Raw genomic sequence first — 13,103 nt, forward strand, 5'->3', positions numbered from 1 at the left:
CGTCAGCCCGGCGTCATGCGTCCAGGGGACAGTAGGCCCATGCGTCCTTCTTTCCTCCTGCTCGTGACCCCGCTGCTGGGAGCCCTCTCGCTGGGGACCGCCGGGGCCGCTCCGGTGCTCAGTGCCCAGAGCATCATCGTCAACCCGGTCCAGACCAGCCTGAGTGTCCGGGTGTGGACCGACCGGGGCAGCGGCACGCAGGCGCCCGCCTACGCGGTGGGCGAACGCATCCGGCTGTATGCCATTGTCAACCAGGACGCCTACGTCTACCTCTTCAACGTGGACCCGCAGGGTCAGGTAGACCTGGTGCTGCCCAACCAGTACCAGAGCGGCGGCAACTTCGTGAAGGCGAACACCACCCGCACCTTCCCGGCGGCGGGCGATCCCTTCACCTTCGACATCGCGGGGCCGTTGGGACTGAACAAGGTGCTGGTCCTGGCGAGCTTAAAACCGCTAGACCTGGGGCAGATCGCCACCTTCAAGAGCCAGCAGAGCCGCTTCGCCACCGTGAGCGTGCAGGGGCAGGGGCAGCTCGCACAGGCGCTGAGCATCGTGGTCAACCCACTGCCGCAGGCGAGTTGGGTGTCGGACACGGCCTTCTACACCGTCGCCACGCGGAAGGAACAGGCCGCGCCTCTCCAGACCCCTGCTCCGGCGCCCACTGCGGCCACTCCTCCCCGTGGCACCCCGATCCAGCCGCCGCCCCGCACCGCTCAGGCCCTCTCGATCACGGTTCAGCCCCTGCCGAACGTGCGCGAGTGGAAGGCCGCAGTTCAGGGCCGCAGCCTCCAGGCCGTCTACGACGAGTACGCCGCCCGCCTGAAGGCCGAAGGCTTCACCCAGGCCAGCACCCGCAAGACCGGCAACCATATCCGGGGCGAGTTCCGCAAGGGGAGCGCCCGCGCCGAGCTGGAGGTCAAGCAGAAGGGCAAGAAGGCCGACTACGAGGTCAAGATCGAGCGCCGCTGAGCCGCACTGCACCTCGCCGGGCCTCCCTGATGCGGAGGCCCGGCGGCTGTCCTGCCGATCTCAGCGGGCGGGGTGGGTCGCTTTCCAGGACAGGGCCAGTTCCTCGTAGTAGGCGCGGACATTGTTCGTCAGGGTGCGGACCAGCCCCTCGGCGTCGGCGGCGCGGCCATAGCCCGAGGTGGACCACAGTTCCAGGGCCTTGACCGTGAACTGGCGGCTGCCCAGCGTGACCCGCGCGTCAGGGCGCAGTTGCACGCTGAGGTCAAGCGCATAGAGAAAGTCGCCGTCCTCGGTCTCGAAGGCGTCGACCGAGAAGATCTGCTGCACGGTGCAGGTCTTGGGATCGCCGGAGGGCACCCCGTACAGGGTGGCGTAGCGCATCAGTTGCTCGTCGAGCGCGACGCCGAGATCTTCCGATTCCTCGTCGTCGACATACACGTAGGCGACGGGCGGGCAGAGGTCGGCAGCCAGGAGGGGGCGCAGGTTGTCCTGCTGGTGATCGGCCCCCGCCGGGGGAGTCAGGAAGGCCAGGGCTGTCAGCGCCAGCAGGGCTTTTCTCATGGCCCAGTGTACGCCTGAGCCGCGCCGCGCCGCGCGGGCCGGGAGGCATCTGCTACGCTGCGGCTACAGCTTTTCTTCACGCTGCGGCCCCCCGCCGCTTCCCCGCCATGCCGACGCCCCTGCCCCGCCTGTTCCCCTGCCTGCCGCTCCCCACGTGCGGGCGGCCCCCGGCGCGGCTGCTGAACCAGCGCCGGGCACCCTGACGGCCCTCCCCGGCCCACCTCGCTTCCCCTGTGGATGCTGGAGGTGGGCCGCCCGGCCTGTCCCCGCCGCCCTCCCCCACTCCCCGAGGTGTCCGATGACCCGAACCCGTTCCTCCCGCAAGGCGGCCGCTCCGCCCGCCGAAGCTGTGCCTCACGCCATGACGGACGACATGGTGCAACTGCTGACCCCCAGCGGCGAGGTGACCGACGCCGCCCGGCTGCCCGACCCGGACACGCAGCGCCATCTCTACCGCCTGATGCGCCGCGCCCGGCACTTCGACGAGCGGGCCTGGGTGCTGTACCGCACCGGGCGCATGGGCGTCTTTCCGCCCTACGGCGGCATGGAGGCCAGTCAGGTCGGCACCGCCGCCGCGCTGACCCACGAGGACTGGCTGTTCCCGACCTACCGCGACACGGGCGCGGCGCTGACCTACGGCCTGCCCATCCCACAGACCATTGCCTACTGGCGCACCAGCCCCCACGGCTGGGCGATGCCGGAAAACCTCAAGGTGCTGCCCTTTTACATCCCCATCGCCACCCAGTACCCGCATGCGGTCGGGGCGGCGCTCGCCGAGGCGCGGCGCGGCACGTCCAACGTGGCGATGGCCTTTATCGGGGACGGGGGCAGCTCGGAGGGCGATTTCCACGAGGCGCTGAACTTCGCGGGGGCGCTGAACGCCCCGTGCGTGTTCATCCTCCAGAACAACGGGTGGGCGATCAGCGTGCCCACCCGCGCCCAGACGAAGGCGACCAACCTGTCACGCCGCGCCGACGGCTACGGCATTCCCGGCGTGCGGGTGGACGGCAACGACGTGCTGGCGACCTACGTGGTGACCCGCGAGGCGGTCGAGCGTGCCCGCCGAGGCGAGGGACCGACCCTGATCGAGACGGTGACCTACCGGGTCAAGCCCCACACCGTCGCGGACGACCCCAGCCGCTACCGCACCGCCGACGACACGGCGGGCTGGGACGAGAAGGACCCGGTGGTGCGCCTGCGAACCCACCTGCTCGCCCAGGGCCACCTCACCGAGGAACAGGACGCCGAGATCGTCCGCGAGATCGAGGCCGAGTTCGAGGCCGCGCTCGCGGAGGCCGACGCCTACCCCGAGCCCACCCCCGCCGAGATCGTCAATCACGTCTTCGCGGAGCCGACCCCGGCGCTGCGGCGACAGCGGGCCGAGCTGCTGGCGGAGGAAGGGCAGTGAAGCCGTCCGCCTTTGCTTACCGCCCCACGCCCCTCACCCCCCGCTTTCCCGAGGTGTCCGCATGACCGCCCCCGCAACCCCCACGGTGACTGCCCTGCGCACCATGACGATGGTCGCCGCCATCAACGACGCCCTTGCCCTCGCCCTGGAACGCGATCCCGACGTGCATATCTTCGGGGAGGACGTGGGCATCATGGGCGGCGTGTTCCGCGCCACCGACGGCCTGCAGGCCCGCTTCGGAACGGACCGCGTCTTCGACACCCCGCTGGCCGAGGCCGGAATTGTGGGCATGGGCATCGGCATGGGGCTGGCGGGCCTGAAGCCCGTCGCGGAGATTCAGTTCGCGGGCTTCCTGTACCCGGCGCTCGATCAGATCCTGTCGCACCTGGGGCGCTACCGCCACCGCACCCGCAGCCGTTACCACCTGCCGATGGTCGTGCGGGCACCCTACGGCGGCGGCGTTCACACCCCCGAGCAGCACGCCGACTCGCCCGAGGCAATCCTGGCCCACACCCCCGGCGTGAAGGTGGTTATCCCCTCCACCCCCCGCGACGCCAAGGGGCTGCTGCTCGCCGCCATCGAGGACCCCGACCCCGTCTTCTTCTTCGAGGCGATCAAGCTCTACCGCTCGGTGAAGGAGGAGGTGCCCGAAGGCCACTACACCATTCCGCTGGGGCAGGCCCGCGTGGTGACGGAAGGCGACGACGTGACGGTCATCTGCTACGGCGGCATGGTCGAGGTCGCGCAAAAGGCTGCCGACGCCGCCCGCGCCCACGGCATCGGGGTGGAGGTGATCGACCTGCGGACGCTGGTGCCGCTGGACACGGGCACCATCCTGACCTCGGTGCAGAAGACCGGCCGCGTGATCGTGGTGACCGAGGCGCCGCGCACCGGGGGCTTCCACAGTGAAATCAGCGCGACCATCGCGGAGGAGGCCATCGACTTCCTGCGGGCGCCCATCGTGCGGGTGACGGGCTTCGACGCGCCCTACCCGCCCTTCACCTCCATCGAGGACGCCTACCGCCCCAATCCGGTGCGGGTGGCGAAGGCGATCCGGAAGGTCATGGCGTACTGACCGAGTGCGTCCTGGGGCACGTTTGGGCCTCAGCGCCGAATCATGAAGCTCACGCACCGTAGAGGGGATGCGTCCCGCGCCCCTGCTGCTCACCGCCGCCCTGCTCACGGGGACGGCGGTCTTTGCCGTAGACCGCTTTCGCTCGTCTGAAGAGGCGGTAGCCCAGCCGCCTGCCCCGGTGCTGGCCGCCGCGCAGACGACACCCTCTCCATCCCCTGCCCCCATACCGGAGCCTGAACCCGCGCCCGAGCCTGAACCGGAACCTGCGCTGGAACCCCCCCCGCCGTCCCTCCCTGTCTCCGCCAAGGTGCCCGGCATCCGGCACGAGTACCAGCGGCTGAACAACTGCGGCCCGGTCACGGTGGGCATGGCGCTGAGCCGCTGGGGCAGCACCCTGACCCAGTACGACATCGCTCCCAAGCTCAAGCCCTCGGCGGGGGACGTGAACGTGTCGCCGGACGAGCTGGCCGCCTACGCCCGCTCGCAGGGGATGGACGTGCACCTCGCCACGAACGGGGACCGCCCGCTGCTCAAGCGGCTGCTGGCCGCCGGGATTCCGGTGATCGTGGAAACGTGGTTTGTGACCCCCGACAGCGGTGGCATGGGCCACTACCGCCTGCTGACCGGGTACGACGACGCGGCGCAGACCTTCAGCGCCCTGGATTCTTACCTGGGGCCGCTGACGATGCCGTATGGCCGCTTTGACGAACTGTGGCGCTCGTTCGGGCGCACCTTCCTGGTGGTGACGCCGCCGGAGCGGGCAGCGGAAGTCGAGGAACTGCTCGCCGAGCGGGCCGACCCAGTGCGGGCGAAGGCCGAGGCGCTGCGGGTCGCACTGGCCGAGGCCGAGCGGCGGCAGGACGCGGTGGGGTGGTTCACAGTGGGGCACGCCAAGCTGGCCCTCGGGGACGCACGGGGCGCGGCGCGGGCCTTCGATCAGGCATTCGCGGCCCAGCCCGACCCCACGCTGGACCCCACCCGGCCCGGCCGACACACGGGGGGCCTGCCCTGGCGGGCGACGTGGTATTCCTTCGGGCCGTTCGAGGCGTACCTCCGCACCGGGCGCAACGCCGACGTGCTGCGCCTGACCGGGGAGATCCTGCGTGACGTGCCCACCCACGAGGAAGCGCACTACTGGCGGGGCCGGGCCTTGGGTGCCCTGGGGCGCACCGCCGAGGCGCAGGCCGCCTACCGTGAGGCGCTGCGGCTGCGGCCGGGCTACGCGGCAGCGCGGGCGGAACTGGCAAAGGGCTGACCCACGGCGGCTCGGCGGGCGCTGTCGCCGGCTCTCCTGCTCCGTGTGGGTGCGGGAGGAACGGGGGGCTGGCCCACGACGAACGGCGGCCCACGGCGGTGTTACCCTGTTCCATGCTCTCCACCGCCCGCCTCACGCCGGAAGCTTTCGCCAGCGCCCGCGCCTTCCTGCTGGAGCGGGGCAGGCCGCTGGAAGCCGCCCGCTTTCGCCACGCCTTCGAGGGGGGAAGCGCGGCAGACGTACTGGACGCCCTGAGTGTCTACCGCAATCCCGACGGCGGCTTCGGGCGGGCGCTGGAGCCGGACGTGCGGGCGCCGGGCAGCAGCGTGCTGGCGACGGGGACGGCGCTGGAGGTGCTGCACGACCTCGACGTGCCCGACTCCGACGAACTGCTTGACGGCGCGGCCACGTGGCTGCGAGAGAATCTGCACGTCACGCTCGGCGGGTCGGTATGGCCCTTCCTGCCCCCGGAGGTGCAGGCGCAGCCCCACGCCCCCTGGTGGAGTCAGGTGGAACCCGAAGCGTTCGCGGCGGCCTTCGGGCAGTTCCGGGTCAACCCCCGCGCGGGCATCGTGGCGCGGCTGCACCGCTGGCCGGAACTGCTGCCGGAAGGCCTCCTTGCGCAGCTCACCCTGGAAACGCGCGACGCCATCCTCGCCGGGCTGGAGCCGGGGGACGTGAACGGGCACGCGGTCGCCGCCCTCTTCGCCCAGACCCCTGAAGTGCCCGAGCACCACCGCCAGCCCGTGCTGGAGTACCTGGGCGACGTGCTGCCGGAGCGGGTGGCGAGCACACCGGAGGCCCTCGCCGGGTACGGCCTCGACCCCCTGCATGCGGCCCCCACCCCCGCCTCCCCCCTCGCCCACGCCCTCGAAGAGCCACTCGCGGCGGCGCTGGGCCACCTCCTGACCTCTCAGCGCGGAGACGGCTCGTGGGGGCCGACCTGGGACTGGGGCGGCACCTTCCCCGACGTGTGGCCCGAAGCCGAGGCCGAGTGGCGCAGCGTACGGACGTGGGAGGCGCTGCGGGCGCTGCGGGATTGGGGACGGGTCAAGCAGCGGTAGGAGTCCTTCGCCCTCCCGCCGACCAAAAGAAGCTGCCCCACCTCCTGCGGCAGGGCGGCCCTTCTTGCTGTGTCTACTTCTTCGGCGCTTCGATGGTCTTGACGGTCTTGCCTGCGGCGCGGGCCGGGGCCTTTTGCACCGTCTGGCCCAGGGAGGCGGTCTCGCGCTCGACCTGCTTGTTGATGATGACCTGCTGAATGATCCCGATCAGGGTCGACAGGATGATGTAAATCGTCACGCCCGCCGGGAAAGTCAGGGCAAAGTACAGGAAGATGATGTAGATAAAGGCCTGCTGCCGGAACATGTCGGGGCTCTTGCGGGTCATCACGTAAAGCTGACCGATGTTCACAATGAGGTAGATCAGCGCGAGGATGTAGAAGGGGTCCGGAATGGCGAGGTCCGGCAGCCACAGGAAGCCGCTGTCGAACTCGAAGTTGCGGATGGTGGACCACAACGCAATCAGCACCGGGAAGGGCAGGAAGGTCGAGAAGCAGCCCGCCGGGTTGAAGTTGTAGTCTCGGTAAAGCTGCGCCATCTCGGTCTGCATGGCCCGCTGCGAGTCGGGGTCACGCTTGTCCTTGTACTTCTCCTGAATCTCCTTGATCTTGGGCTGCATCACCTGCATGCGGGCGGTGGTGCGGCCCTGCGCCTGCATCAGCGGCCACATGATCAGCCGCAGCAGCACCGTGAGCAGCACGAGGACCAGGCCCCAGTTGCCCACGAAGCGGTACAGCGTCTCCATCAGCTTCACGATCAGGAGGCTGATCTGCCCGAACCAGTTGGGATCGAACAGCCCCGGCAGGGTGCTCAGGCTGCTCTGGTACAGGTGAATCAGCTCGTTGCGCCCGCCGTAAACCTCCAGGTTGCTGTCTCCCGTCAGGCCCACCCGGATCAGGCCCTGTTCGCCCCCGGTCAGCGCGGCGTCGGCCCGCGTCTCGCCCTGGGGCCGCACGATCAGGGCGTGGGCGACCTGGCTGGGATTTTCCTGCAACGCGGCGTAGACGATATTCTCGACCGTCAGGGTGCCGCTGCCCTGCACGGCGGCGGGCTGCCCGCCCACCGGCACCGCCTGCACGCGGGGGTTGTCGGCCTTGCCCAGACCGGGAAACAGCATGGAGTACGTGTCCGGGCCGTTCTCGATCTGCGTCCGCACGTCCACGAGGTAGTTGCGCGGGTGCAGGGTGACGGTCTTGGTCACGGCCACGCCGTTCTGGGTGTAGCGGAACACGGCGTCCTGGCGGTTTTGCGCGAGGTTCTGGGTCAGCCGGGGCGTGCTGGCCTCGGCGGGCGCGGCGGGGTCAAGGCCCTCGCCTTCCAGGGCCAGCGCCTTGCGGCTGCCCACCATGTTCACGATGCCGCGCTGCTCGCGCAGGGCGGTGAAATCGTAAGTCCCGTCGGCACGCTGCTTGATAAAGGGCGTTCCCGCGTAGTTCTTGACGTACCAGCCGATCACCTCGCCCCGTGCGTTGAACACCACGTCGCTGAGGTTGCTGGTGGCGATGAACTCGTCGCCGGGCTGGCCGTCGAAATCGGCCACGATCCACTCGGGCGTGATCGCCTTGCCGAAGGTGGGAAGGGGGCCGGTGGTGCCGCAGCCGGTGAGCAGCAGCAGCGCCCCCAGGGCCGTCAGGGGAAGCAGGGTTCGGGTCTTCATCAGGGTGACTTTCTGGAGGGAGGGCGGCGGGAGGGGGAAGAGCTGTCCGGAGACGGGTGGCGGCGCGGCCATTCCTCCGGCACCGGATCGAAACCGCCGGGCACCAGCGGATTGCAGCGCACGACGCGCCACGTCGCCAGCCAGCCGCCCTTCAGGGCACCGTGCCGCTCGACCGCCTCGGCCGCGTACTGCGAGCAACTCGGGGTAAAGCGGCAGGTCGGGGCGGGCTTGCGCGGCGAGAGGTCACGCTGGTACCAGCGAACAAGCCGCACCAGGGTACGGGCAGGCGCACTCATCGGGGGGCCTCCTCGGTTGGGGCAGGGGCGGGGGGGGTCACGGGGCCGGGTACGCGGGGGGCAGGGGCAGAGTTCCCGCCCCGGCCACCGCGCTTGCCCTTGCCCGGCGTGCCCGCCAAGGCCCGCGCCAGCGCCACCTGAAGCTCCGGGAAGGGCACTTTCAGGACCGCCGGGTTGGGCAGCAGGATGGCGCGGCAGGGGGGCAGGCCGCCGGGCAGGGTCCGCAACGCCTCGCGCACCCGGCGGCGGGCACGGTTGCGGTCCACCGCGCGGCTGAGGGTCTTTTTGGGCACCACGATCCCTATGGTGGCGCGGGGCCGCCAGACTTCACCGTAGCGGGGGCGGTAATCGGTGACGCGCAGGGTGAACAGGCGGTCGCGCACCACCGCCCCGTGCTGACGCACCCGCCGGAACTCGCGGTCGCCGGTCAACGAAACCAGCGCCACCGGACGGCGGGGCCGCTCCGGGGTGGCGCTGGGGGGTTCAGTCTGGACGATGGCCTGCTCCTGGCGGGGCGGCCTTACTCGTCGCTGACGGTGAGCTGGTGACGGCCCTTGGCGCGGCGACGCGCGAGGATGTTGCGGCCCGCCTTGGTCTTCATACGGGCGCGGAAGCCGTGGGTCTTGGCCCGCTTGCGGACATTCGGCTGGTAGGTACGCTTCATGGTCTTACTCCTTACTCGCGGCGGGCGGCCTGGGGCTTCTCACCCCTGCGGCCTGCCGTGCATGCGCGACAACTCGCCCCCTGGGAGGCAAACTCCGGGAGTGTAGCACGCGCCCCCGGGGGGCGGGAAGGGGCACGGCAGCCACGACCGCCACCGCACTCATCCCGGAAACCGTTCCTGGCAGCGTGACCCCCGGCCCACTGTGACCCCTGAGCTTGCCGCCCCCGCCTCCGCCGCGCTACTAATGGCGGGATATGCGTGACGCCTTGTGGGCTGCCCTGAAGACCGTGAATGACCCGGAACTGCACCGCGACCTCGTGTCGCTGGGCATGATCGAGCGGGCGGAGGTCGAGGGCGGGGTGGCGCAGGTCAAGGTCAACCTGACCACGCCCGCCTGCCCCCTGAAGGGCCAGATTGAGGGCGACGTACGCTCGGCCGTGCTCGGGGTGCCCGGCATTCAGGACGTGGTCGTGACCTTCGGCGCGATGGTCCGCACCGGGGGCCAGCCCGCGTTGCCCGGCGTCAAGCACGTGCTGCTGGTCGGCAGCGGCAAGGGCGGGGTGGGCAAGAGCAGCGTGGCGGTGAACCTCGCGGCGGCGCTCGCGCGGGACGGGGCGCGGGTGGGCCTGCTCGACGCCGATGTGTACGGCCCTAGCGTGGCGCACATGCTGGGCCGCAGCGCCGAGCGCGTGACCGCCAACGCCGAGCGCAAGATGCAGCCCCTCGAGGCGCACGGCCTGCGCTTCCTGAGCATGGCGAACCTCTCCCCGGCGGGGCAGGCGCTGGTATGGCGCGGGCCGATGCTGCACTCGGCCATTCAGCAGTTCCTGAAAGACGCGGCCTGGGGCGACCTCGACTACCTGATCGTGGACCTGCCGCCGGGCACGGGCGACGTGCAGCTTTCCCTGACCCAGACCATTCAGGTGACGGGCGCGGTGATCGTGACCACCCCGCAGGACGTGGCACTGATCGACGCGGCGCGGGCGGTGGACATGTTCCGCAAGGCCAGCGTGCCCGTGCTGGGGGTGATCGAGAACATGAGCTACTTCGTGGCGCCTGACACCGGGCTGACCTACGACATCTTCGGGCGCGGCGGAGCGCAGAAGCTGGGCGGCCTGCCGCTGCTGGGCGAGGTGCCGCTGGACCTCGAGGTCCGCAAGGACGCCGACGCGGGCGCCCCCGCCGTGCTCGCGCACCCGGACTCGGCGGCCGCGCAGGCCCTGACCGGGGTGGCGCGGACACTCGCCGGGCGGGTCAGCGTGCAGGCCCTCTCGCATCTCCCCGACCAGCTCCCGGTGGTCTGAGGTGACAGCCCCGGCCCCCCAGCCCACGCCTGCGCCCCCCCCGGAGCGCACCAAACACCGGTTGCTGGAGCGGCTCAAACGCGCCGGGCCGCAGACGGTACAGGACCTCGCGGCGAATCTCGGCATCAGTGTGCCGGGAGCGCGGCGGCACCTGCTCGACCTTCAGGAACAGGGCCTGATCGAGGCCCGCACCGAGCGGCCCGGCGGCCGGGGGCGGCCCCAGCACGTCTTCGTGCTGACCGACCGGGGCGAGGCGACCTTTCCCAAGACGTACTCGGCGCTGTGTGTGGACGTGCTGCGCCACCTCCAGACCCTCTACGGGGACGAGGCGGTCACGCGGGTGCTGGGTGCCCGCAGCGCGGAACTCACCGCGCAGGTGCAGGCCGCGCTGCCCGCCGAATTGCCGCCCGAGGAGCGGATTGCCCGGTTCGCCGCCTGGCTGACCGAGCTGGGCTTCGACGCGGTGGCCGAACCCGGAGCGCGGGCGGGCGAGTGGCTGATCGCAGAGCGCAATTGCCCCAACCTGACGGTGGCGCGGAGCTTCCCGGAGCTGTGCCACAGCGAGCTGCGGCTGTTCACGGACGTGCTGGGCGTGCCCGTCACCCGCGAGACGCGCATCGCCTGCGGGCAGGGCCAGTGCCGCTACCGGATCGGACCCTGACCGTGACTGCTCCCGACCGGGCCAGCGGCCAGCCCCTCTACAGCCTCGTCGCGTGGCCGCCCGAGGCACTCGACACCTGGTTGCGGCGCACCCAGGAGCGGCTGGGGGTGCGCGGCTTCGGGGCGCCGCACCTGAACCTGCGGGCGCCCTTTCAGACCGACCTGAGCACGGGCGAACTCGTCGCGGCTTTCCGGGAGGCGCTGCGGGGCACCGCCCCCTTCGAGGTCCCGGTGCGCGGCTGGAAGCGGCTGCCGCACATGCTTTTTCTGGAGTGCGTGCGGACCCCCCATCTCTCCGACCTGCACGCCCGCGCCCTGAGCGTGGGGCCGTCCACCCGCGCCCCCCACGACGGCGAGGGGTACACCCCGCACCTCACCCTGGGCCTGGGCATTCTGCCGCGCGTGGAGGACCTGATCTGGGCGGAGGTCCAGAAGCTCACGCCCCCGGCCACGTCGTTCGGGGTGGAGGTCCTGAGCCTGACCCGGGAGGAACGCGGCGAGGTGCAGGAGGTGCATACCTTCCCCCTGGGCGAGGGGGCCGAACTGCTCGCCCGCCTCACCGGGGAAGCGGGGCGGGCGGAGGTGCGGGGAGCGGAGGGCTAAACCAGCGTCGGCACGCCGAGCATCGGGGCCAGCGCCGCCGCGAAGCGCTCGTATCCGGCGAAGTCGAGCTGCTGCTCGTTGTCTGAAAGCGCTGTGGCGGGGCTAGGATGCACCTCAACGTGGATGCCGTCGGCGCCGACCGCCAGGGCTGCCTTCGCCAGTGGAATCAGCAGGTCGCGGCGCCCGGCGGCGTGGGTCACGTCCACGATCACGGGCAGGTGCGTCTCCTGCTTGGCGAGGGCCACCGCCGAGAGGTCGAGCGTGTTGCGCGTCCACTTCTCGAAGGTGCGGATGCCGCGCTCGCAGAGGATGACTTCGGGGTTGCCCTCCGAGAGGACGTACTCGGCGGCATAGAGCCATTCCTCAACGGTAGCCGCCAGCCCGCGCTTGAGCAGCACCGGGCGCCGGGCGCGGCCCACCTCGCGCAGCAGGGCGAAGTTGTGCATGTTGCGGGCACCGATCTGGAGAATGTCGGCGTGTTCGGCCACGACCTCCACGTCACGGGTGTCCATCACCTCGGTGACAAACAGCATCCCGTGTTCGCGGGCGACCTGCCCGCCGATCAAGAGGCCGTCCACCCCCATCCCCTGAAAGCCGTAGGGACTCGTGCGCGGCTTGTACGCCCCGCCACGCAGAATCCGGACGCCCCGGCCCGCCAGGAACGCGGCCGTCTCCTCCATCTGCCCGGCCGACTCGATGGAGCACGGCCCCGCGATGATGACCGGGGGCGCGTCCCCGCCGATCCGCACCCCGTCGATGTCGAGCACGGTATCGGCAGGCTGCACCTTGCGCGACACCAGCAGTTGCTTCTTGTCGTTGCTCTCCTCGAGGTCGAGGCTGGCCTTGAAAATCTCCTTGAAGACCGCCTTGACCGCCGCGTGCGAGAAGGGGCCGGGGTTGAGGCGCTCCAGCTCGCGCAGTTGCTGCTCCTCGCGGGCGGGGTCGTAGTGCTGGGGGCGGCCCTCGGCGGACTTGGCCCGCCCGATCTGCGCGACCACCTCGCCCCGGCGGGAGAGGAGGGTCAGGAGATCCCGGTTGATCGCGTCCACCTCCGCGCGGAGGTCGTCGATGCTGCGCTGAGAAGTCATGCGGCCAGTGTAGGGGGGCACGCCTGAGCCGTCCGTGACCCTGCTAGTCAATTCGGGGCTGGTGTGTCCGGTGCATTGACCATATGCACCGCCACCCGCGCGAGCGCCGCGTACAGCTCCCGCGCCTCAGCCTCCCCGATCTCAGGCGTCTCCCGCAGCGCCGCGTTCATGCAGGCCAGCCACGCCCGGCCCCGCGTGGGCGTGATCTCGAACGGGAGGTGCCGCGCCCGCAAACGGGGGTGCCCGTAATGCTGGTGGTAGAGGGGCGGCCCGCCCAGAAAGCCCGACAGGAAGGCGAACTGCTTTTCCGCCGTGTGCGTGAGGTCCTCGGGAAAGATCGGCGCGAGGTCGGGGTCGCGGGCGACGTGGGCGTAAAAGCGGCGCACCAGCGAGGCGAGCGCCTCCGGCCCGATGCGGTCGTAGAGGGAGCCGCCCTCGGCGAGGGAGAGGGGTGCGGTCATGGCGGCCAGCTTCCAGCTCCCAGCGGCCAGCGTCAAGAAGC

15 protein-coding genes are annotated in these 13,103 nt (G+C 70.8%); 8 read left to right on the forward strand and 7 right to left on the reverse strand.

From position 1 onward, the window contains the following. The first annotated feature begins 39 nt into the window (after window positions 1-39). A complete protein-coding gene (locus F8S09_RS05475; protein WP_152869566.1) occupies window positions 40-969 on the forward strand; it encodes a DUF4384 domain-containing protein in 930 nt (309 codons plus the stop codon). A 60-nt stretch (window positions 970-1,029) separates the two neighbouring features. On the opposite strand, the gene F8S09_RS05480 is transcribed toward F8S09_RS05475, so the two are convergent. Beyond that, on the reverse strand, window positions 1,030-1,530 hold the full coding sequence (locus tag F8S09_RS05480; protein WP_152869567.1) for a hypothetical protein: 501 nt from the start codon (window positions 1,528-1,530) through the stop codon (window positions 1,030-1,032). Window positions 1,531-1,891: 361 nt separating this feature from the next. Here F8S09_RS05480 and pdhA point away from each other — a divergent pair, with 361 nt between their 5' ends. From pdhA to F8S09_RS05500, 4 genes are all read left to right on the forward strand, one after another. After that, the gene (gene pdhA, locus F8S09_RS05485) at window positions 1,892-2,938 is read left to right on the forward strand and encodes a pyruvate dehydrogenase (acetyl-transferring) E1 component subunit alpha (protein WP_227978527.1); all 1,047 of its coding nucleotides are present in this window, start codon (window positions 1,892-1,894) and stop codon (window positions 2,936-2,938) included. A gap of 61 nt (window positions 2,939-2,999) precedes the next feature. Further along, window positions 3,000-4,013 (forward strand): alpha-ketoacid dehydrogenase subunit beta, encoded by a 1,014-nt coding sequence (locus tag F8S09_RS05490; protein WP_152869571.1) that lies wholly within the window; start codon window positions 3,000-3,002, stop codon window positions 4,011-4,013. Between the two features lie 67 nt (window positions 4,014-4,080). Beyond that, window positions 4,081-5,268, forward strand: coding sequence for a C39 family peptidase (locus F8S09_RS05495; protein WP_152869573.1), 1,188 nt, complete (start codon window positions 4,081-4,083; stop codon window positions 5,266-5,268). Window positions 5,269-5,381: 113 nt separating this feature from the next. Continuing rightward, a complete protein-coding gene (locus F8S09_RS05500; RefSeq protein ID WP_152869575.1) occupies window positions 5,382-6,332 on the forward strand; it encodes a hypothetical protein in 951 nt (316 codons plus the stop codon). 73 nt (window positions 6,333-6,405) lie between these two features. Here the strand turns inward: F8S09_RS05500 and F8S09_RS05505 are convergent, their stop codons facing one another. From F8S09_RS05505 to rpmH, 4 genes are all read right to left on the reverse strand, one after another. Next, a complete protein-coding gene (locus F8S09_RS05505; protein ID WP_194165221.1) occupies window positions 6,406-7,986 on the reverse strand; it encodes a YidC/Oxa1 family insertase periplasmic-domain containing protein in 1,581 nt (526 codons plus the stop codon). Beyond that, on the reverse strand, window positions 7,986-8,282 hold the full coding sequence (gene yidD, locus F8S09_RS05510; protein WP_152869577.1) for a membrane protein insertion efficiency factor YidD: 297 nt from the start codon (window positions 8,280-8,282) through the stop codon (window positions 7,986-7,988). The genes F8S09_RS05505 and yidD overlap by 1 nt, the downstream gene beginning before the upstream one ends. After that, the gene (locus tag F8S09_RS05515) at window positions 8,279-8,713 is read right to left on the reverse strand and encodes a ribonuclease P protein component (protein ID WP_152870199.1); all 435 of its coding nucleotides are present in this window, start codon (window positions 8,711-8,713) and stop codon (window positions 8,279-8,281) included. Before F8S09_RS05515 ends, yidD begins: the two co-directional genes overlap by 4 nt. Before the next feature lie 89 nt (window positions 8,714-8,802). After that, window positions 8,803-8,946 carry a 50S ribosomal protein L34 gene (gene rpmH / locus F8S09_RS05520; protein WP_019585335.1) on the reverse strand — a complete coding sequence of 48 codons (144 nt, stop codon included), beginning with the start codon at window positions 8,944-8,946 and terminating at the stop codon, window positions 8,803-8,805. Between the two features lie 254 nt (window positions 8,947-9,200). Between rpmH and F8S09_RS05525 the strand changes: the two genes are divergently transcribed. Genes F8S09_RS05525 through F8S09_RS05535 form a run of 3 tightly spaced genes read left to right on the forward strand, consistent with a single transcriptional unit; the run spans window position 9,201 to window position 11,513 of the window. Then, on the forward strand, window positions 9,201-10,250 hold the full coding sequence (locus F8S09_RS05525) for an Mrp/NBP35 family ATP-binding protein (protein WP_152869579.1): 1,050 nt from the start codon (window positions 9,201-9,203) through the stop codon (window positions 10,248-10,250). 1 nt (window position 10,251) lies between these two features. Next, window positions 10,252-10,911, forward strand: coding sequence for a helix-turn-helix transcriptional regulator (locus tag F8S09_RS05530; protein ID WP_322618557.1), 660 nt, complete (start codon window positions 10,252-10,254; stop codon window positions 10,909-10,911). Window positions 10,912-10,913: 2 nt separating this feature from the next. After that, window positions 10,914-11,513 carry a 2'-5' RNA ligase family protein gene (locus F8S09_RS05535; RefSeq protein ID WP_322618558.1) on the forward strand — a complete coding sequence of 200 codons (600 nt, stop codon included), beginning with the start codon at window positions 10,914-10,916 and terminating at the stop codon, window positions 11,511-11,513. Here F8S09_RS05535 and F8S09_RS05540 read toward each other — a convergent pair. Together F8S09_RS05540 and F8S09_RS05545 are read right to left on the reverse strand one after the other, a co-directional pair. Next, window positions 11,510-12,601 carry a bifunctional 3-deoxy-7-phosphoheptulonate synthase/chorismate mutase gene (locus F8S09_RS05540; protein ID WP_152869581.1) on the reverse strand — a complete coding sequence of 364 codons (1,092 nt, stop codon included), beginning with the start codon at window positions 12,599-12,601 and terminating at the stop codon, window positions 11,510-11,512. The genes F8S09_RS05535 and F8S09_RS05540 overlap by 4 nt on opposite strands. 47 nt (window positions 12,602-12,648) lie before the next feature. Then, on the reverse strand, window positions 12,649-13,062 hold the full coding sequence (locus tag F8S09_RS05545; protein WP_152869584.1) for a globin domain-containing protein: 414 nt from the start codon (window positions 13,060-13,062) through the stop codon (window positions 12,649-12,651). Between the last annotated feature and the right edge of the window lie 41 nt (window positions 13,063-13,103).

It is taken from the genome of Deinococcus terrestris (assembly GCF_009377345.1).
GTDB lineage: Bacteria > Deinococcota > Deinococci > Deinococcales > Deinococcaceae > Deinococcus > Deinococcus terrestris.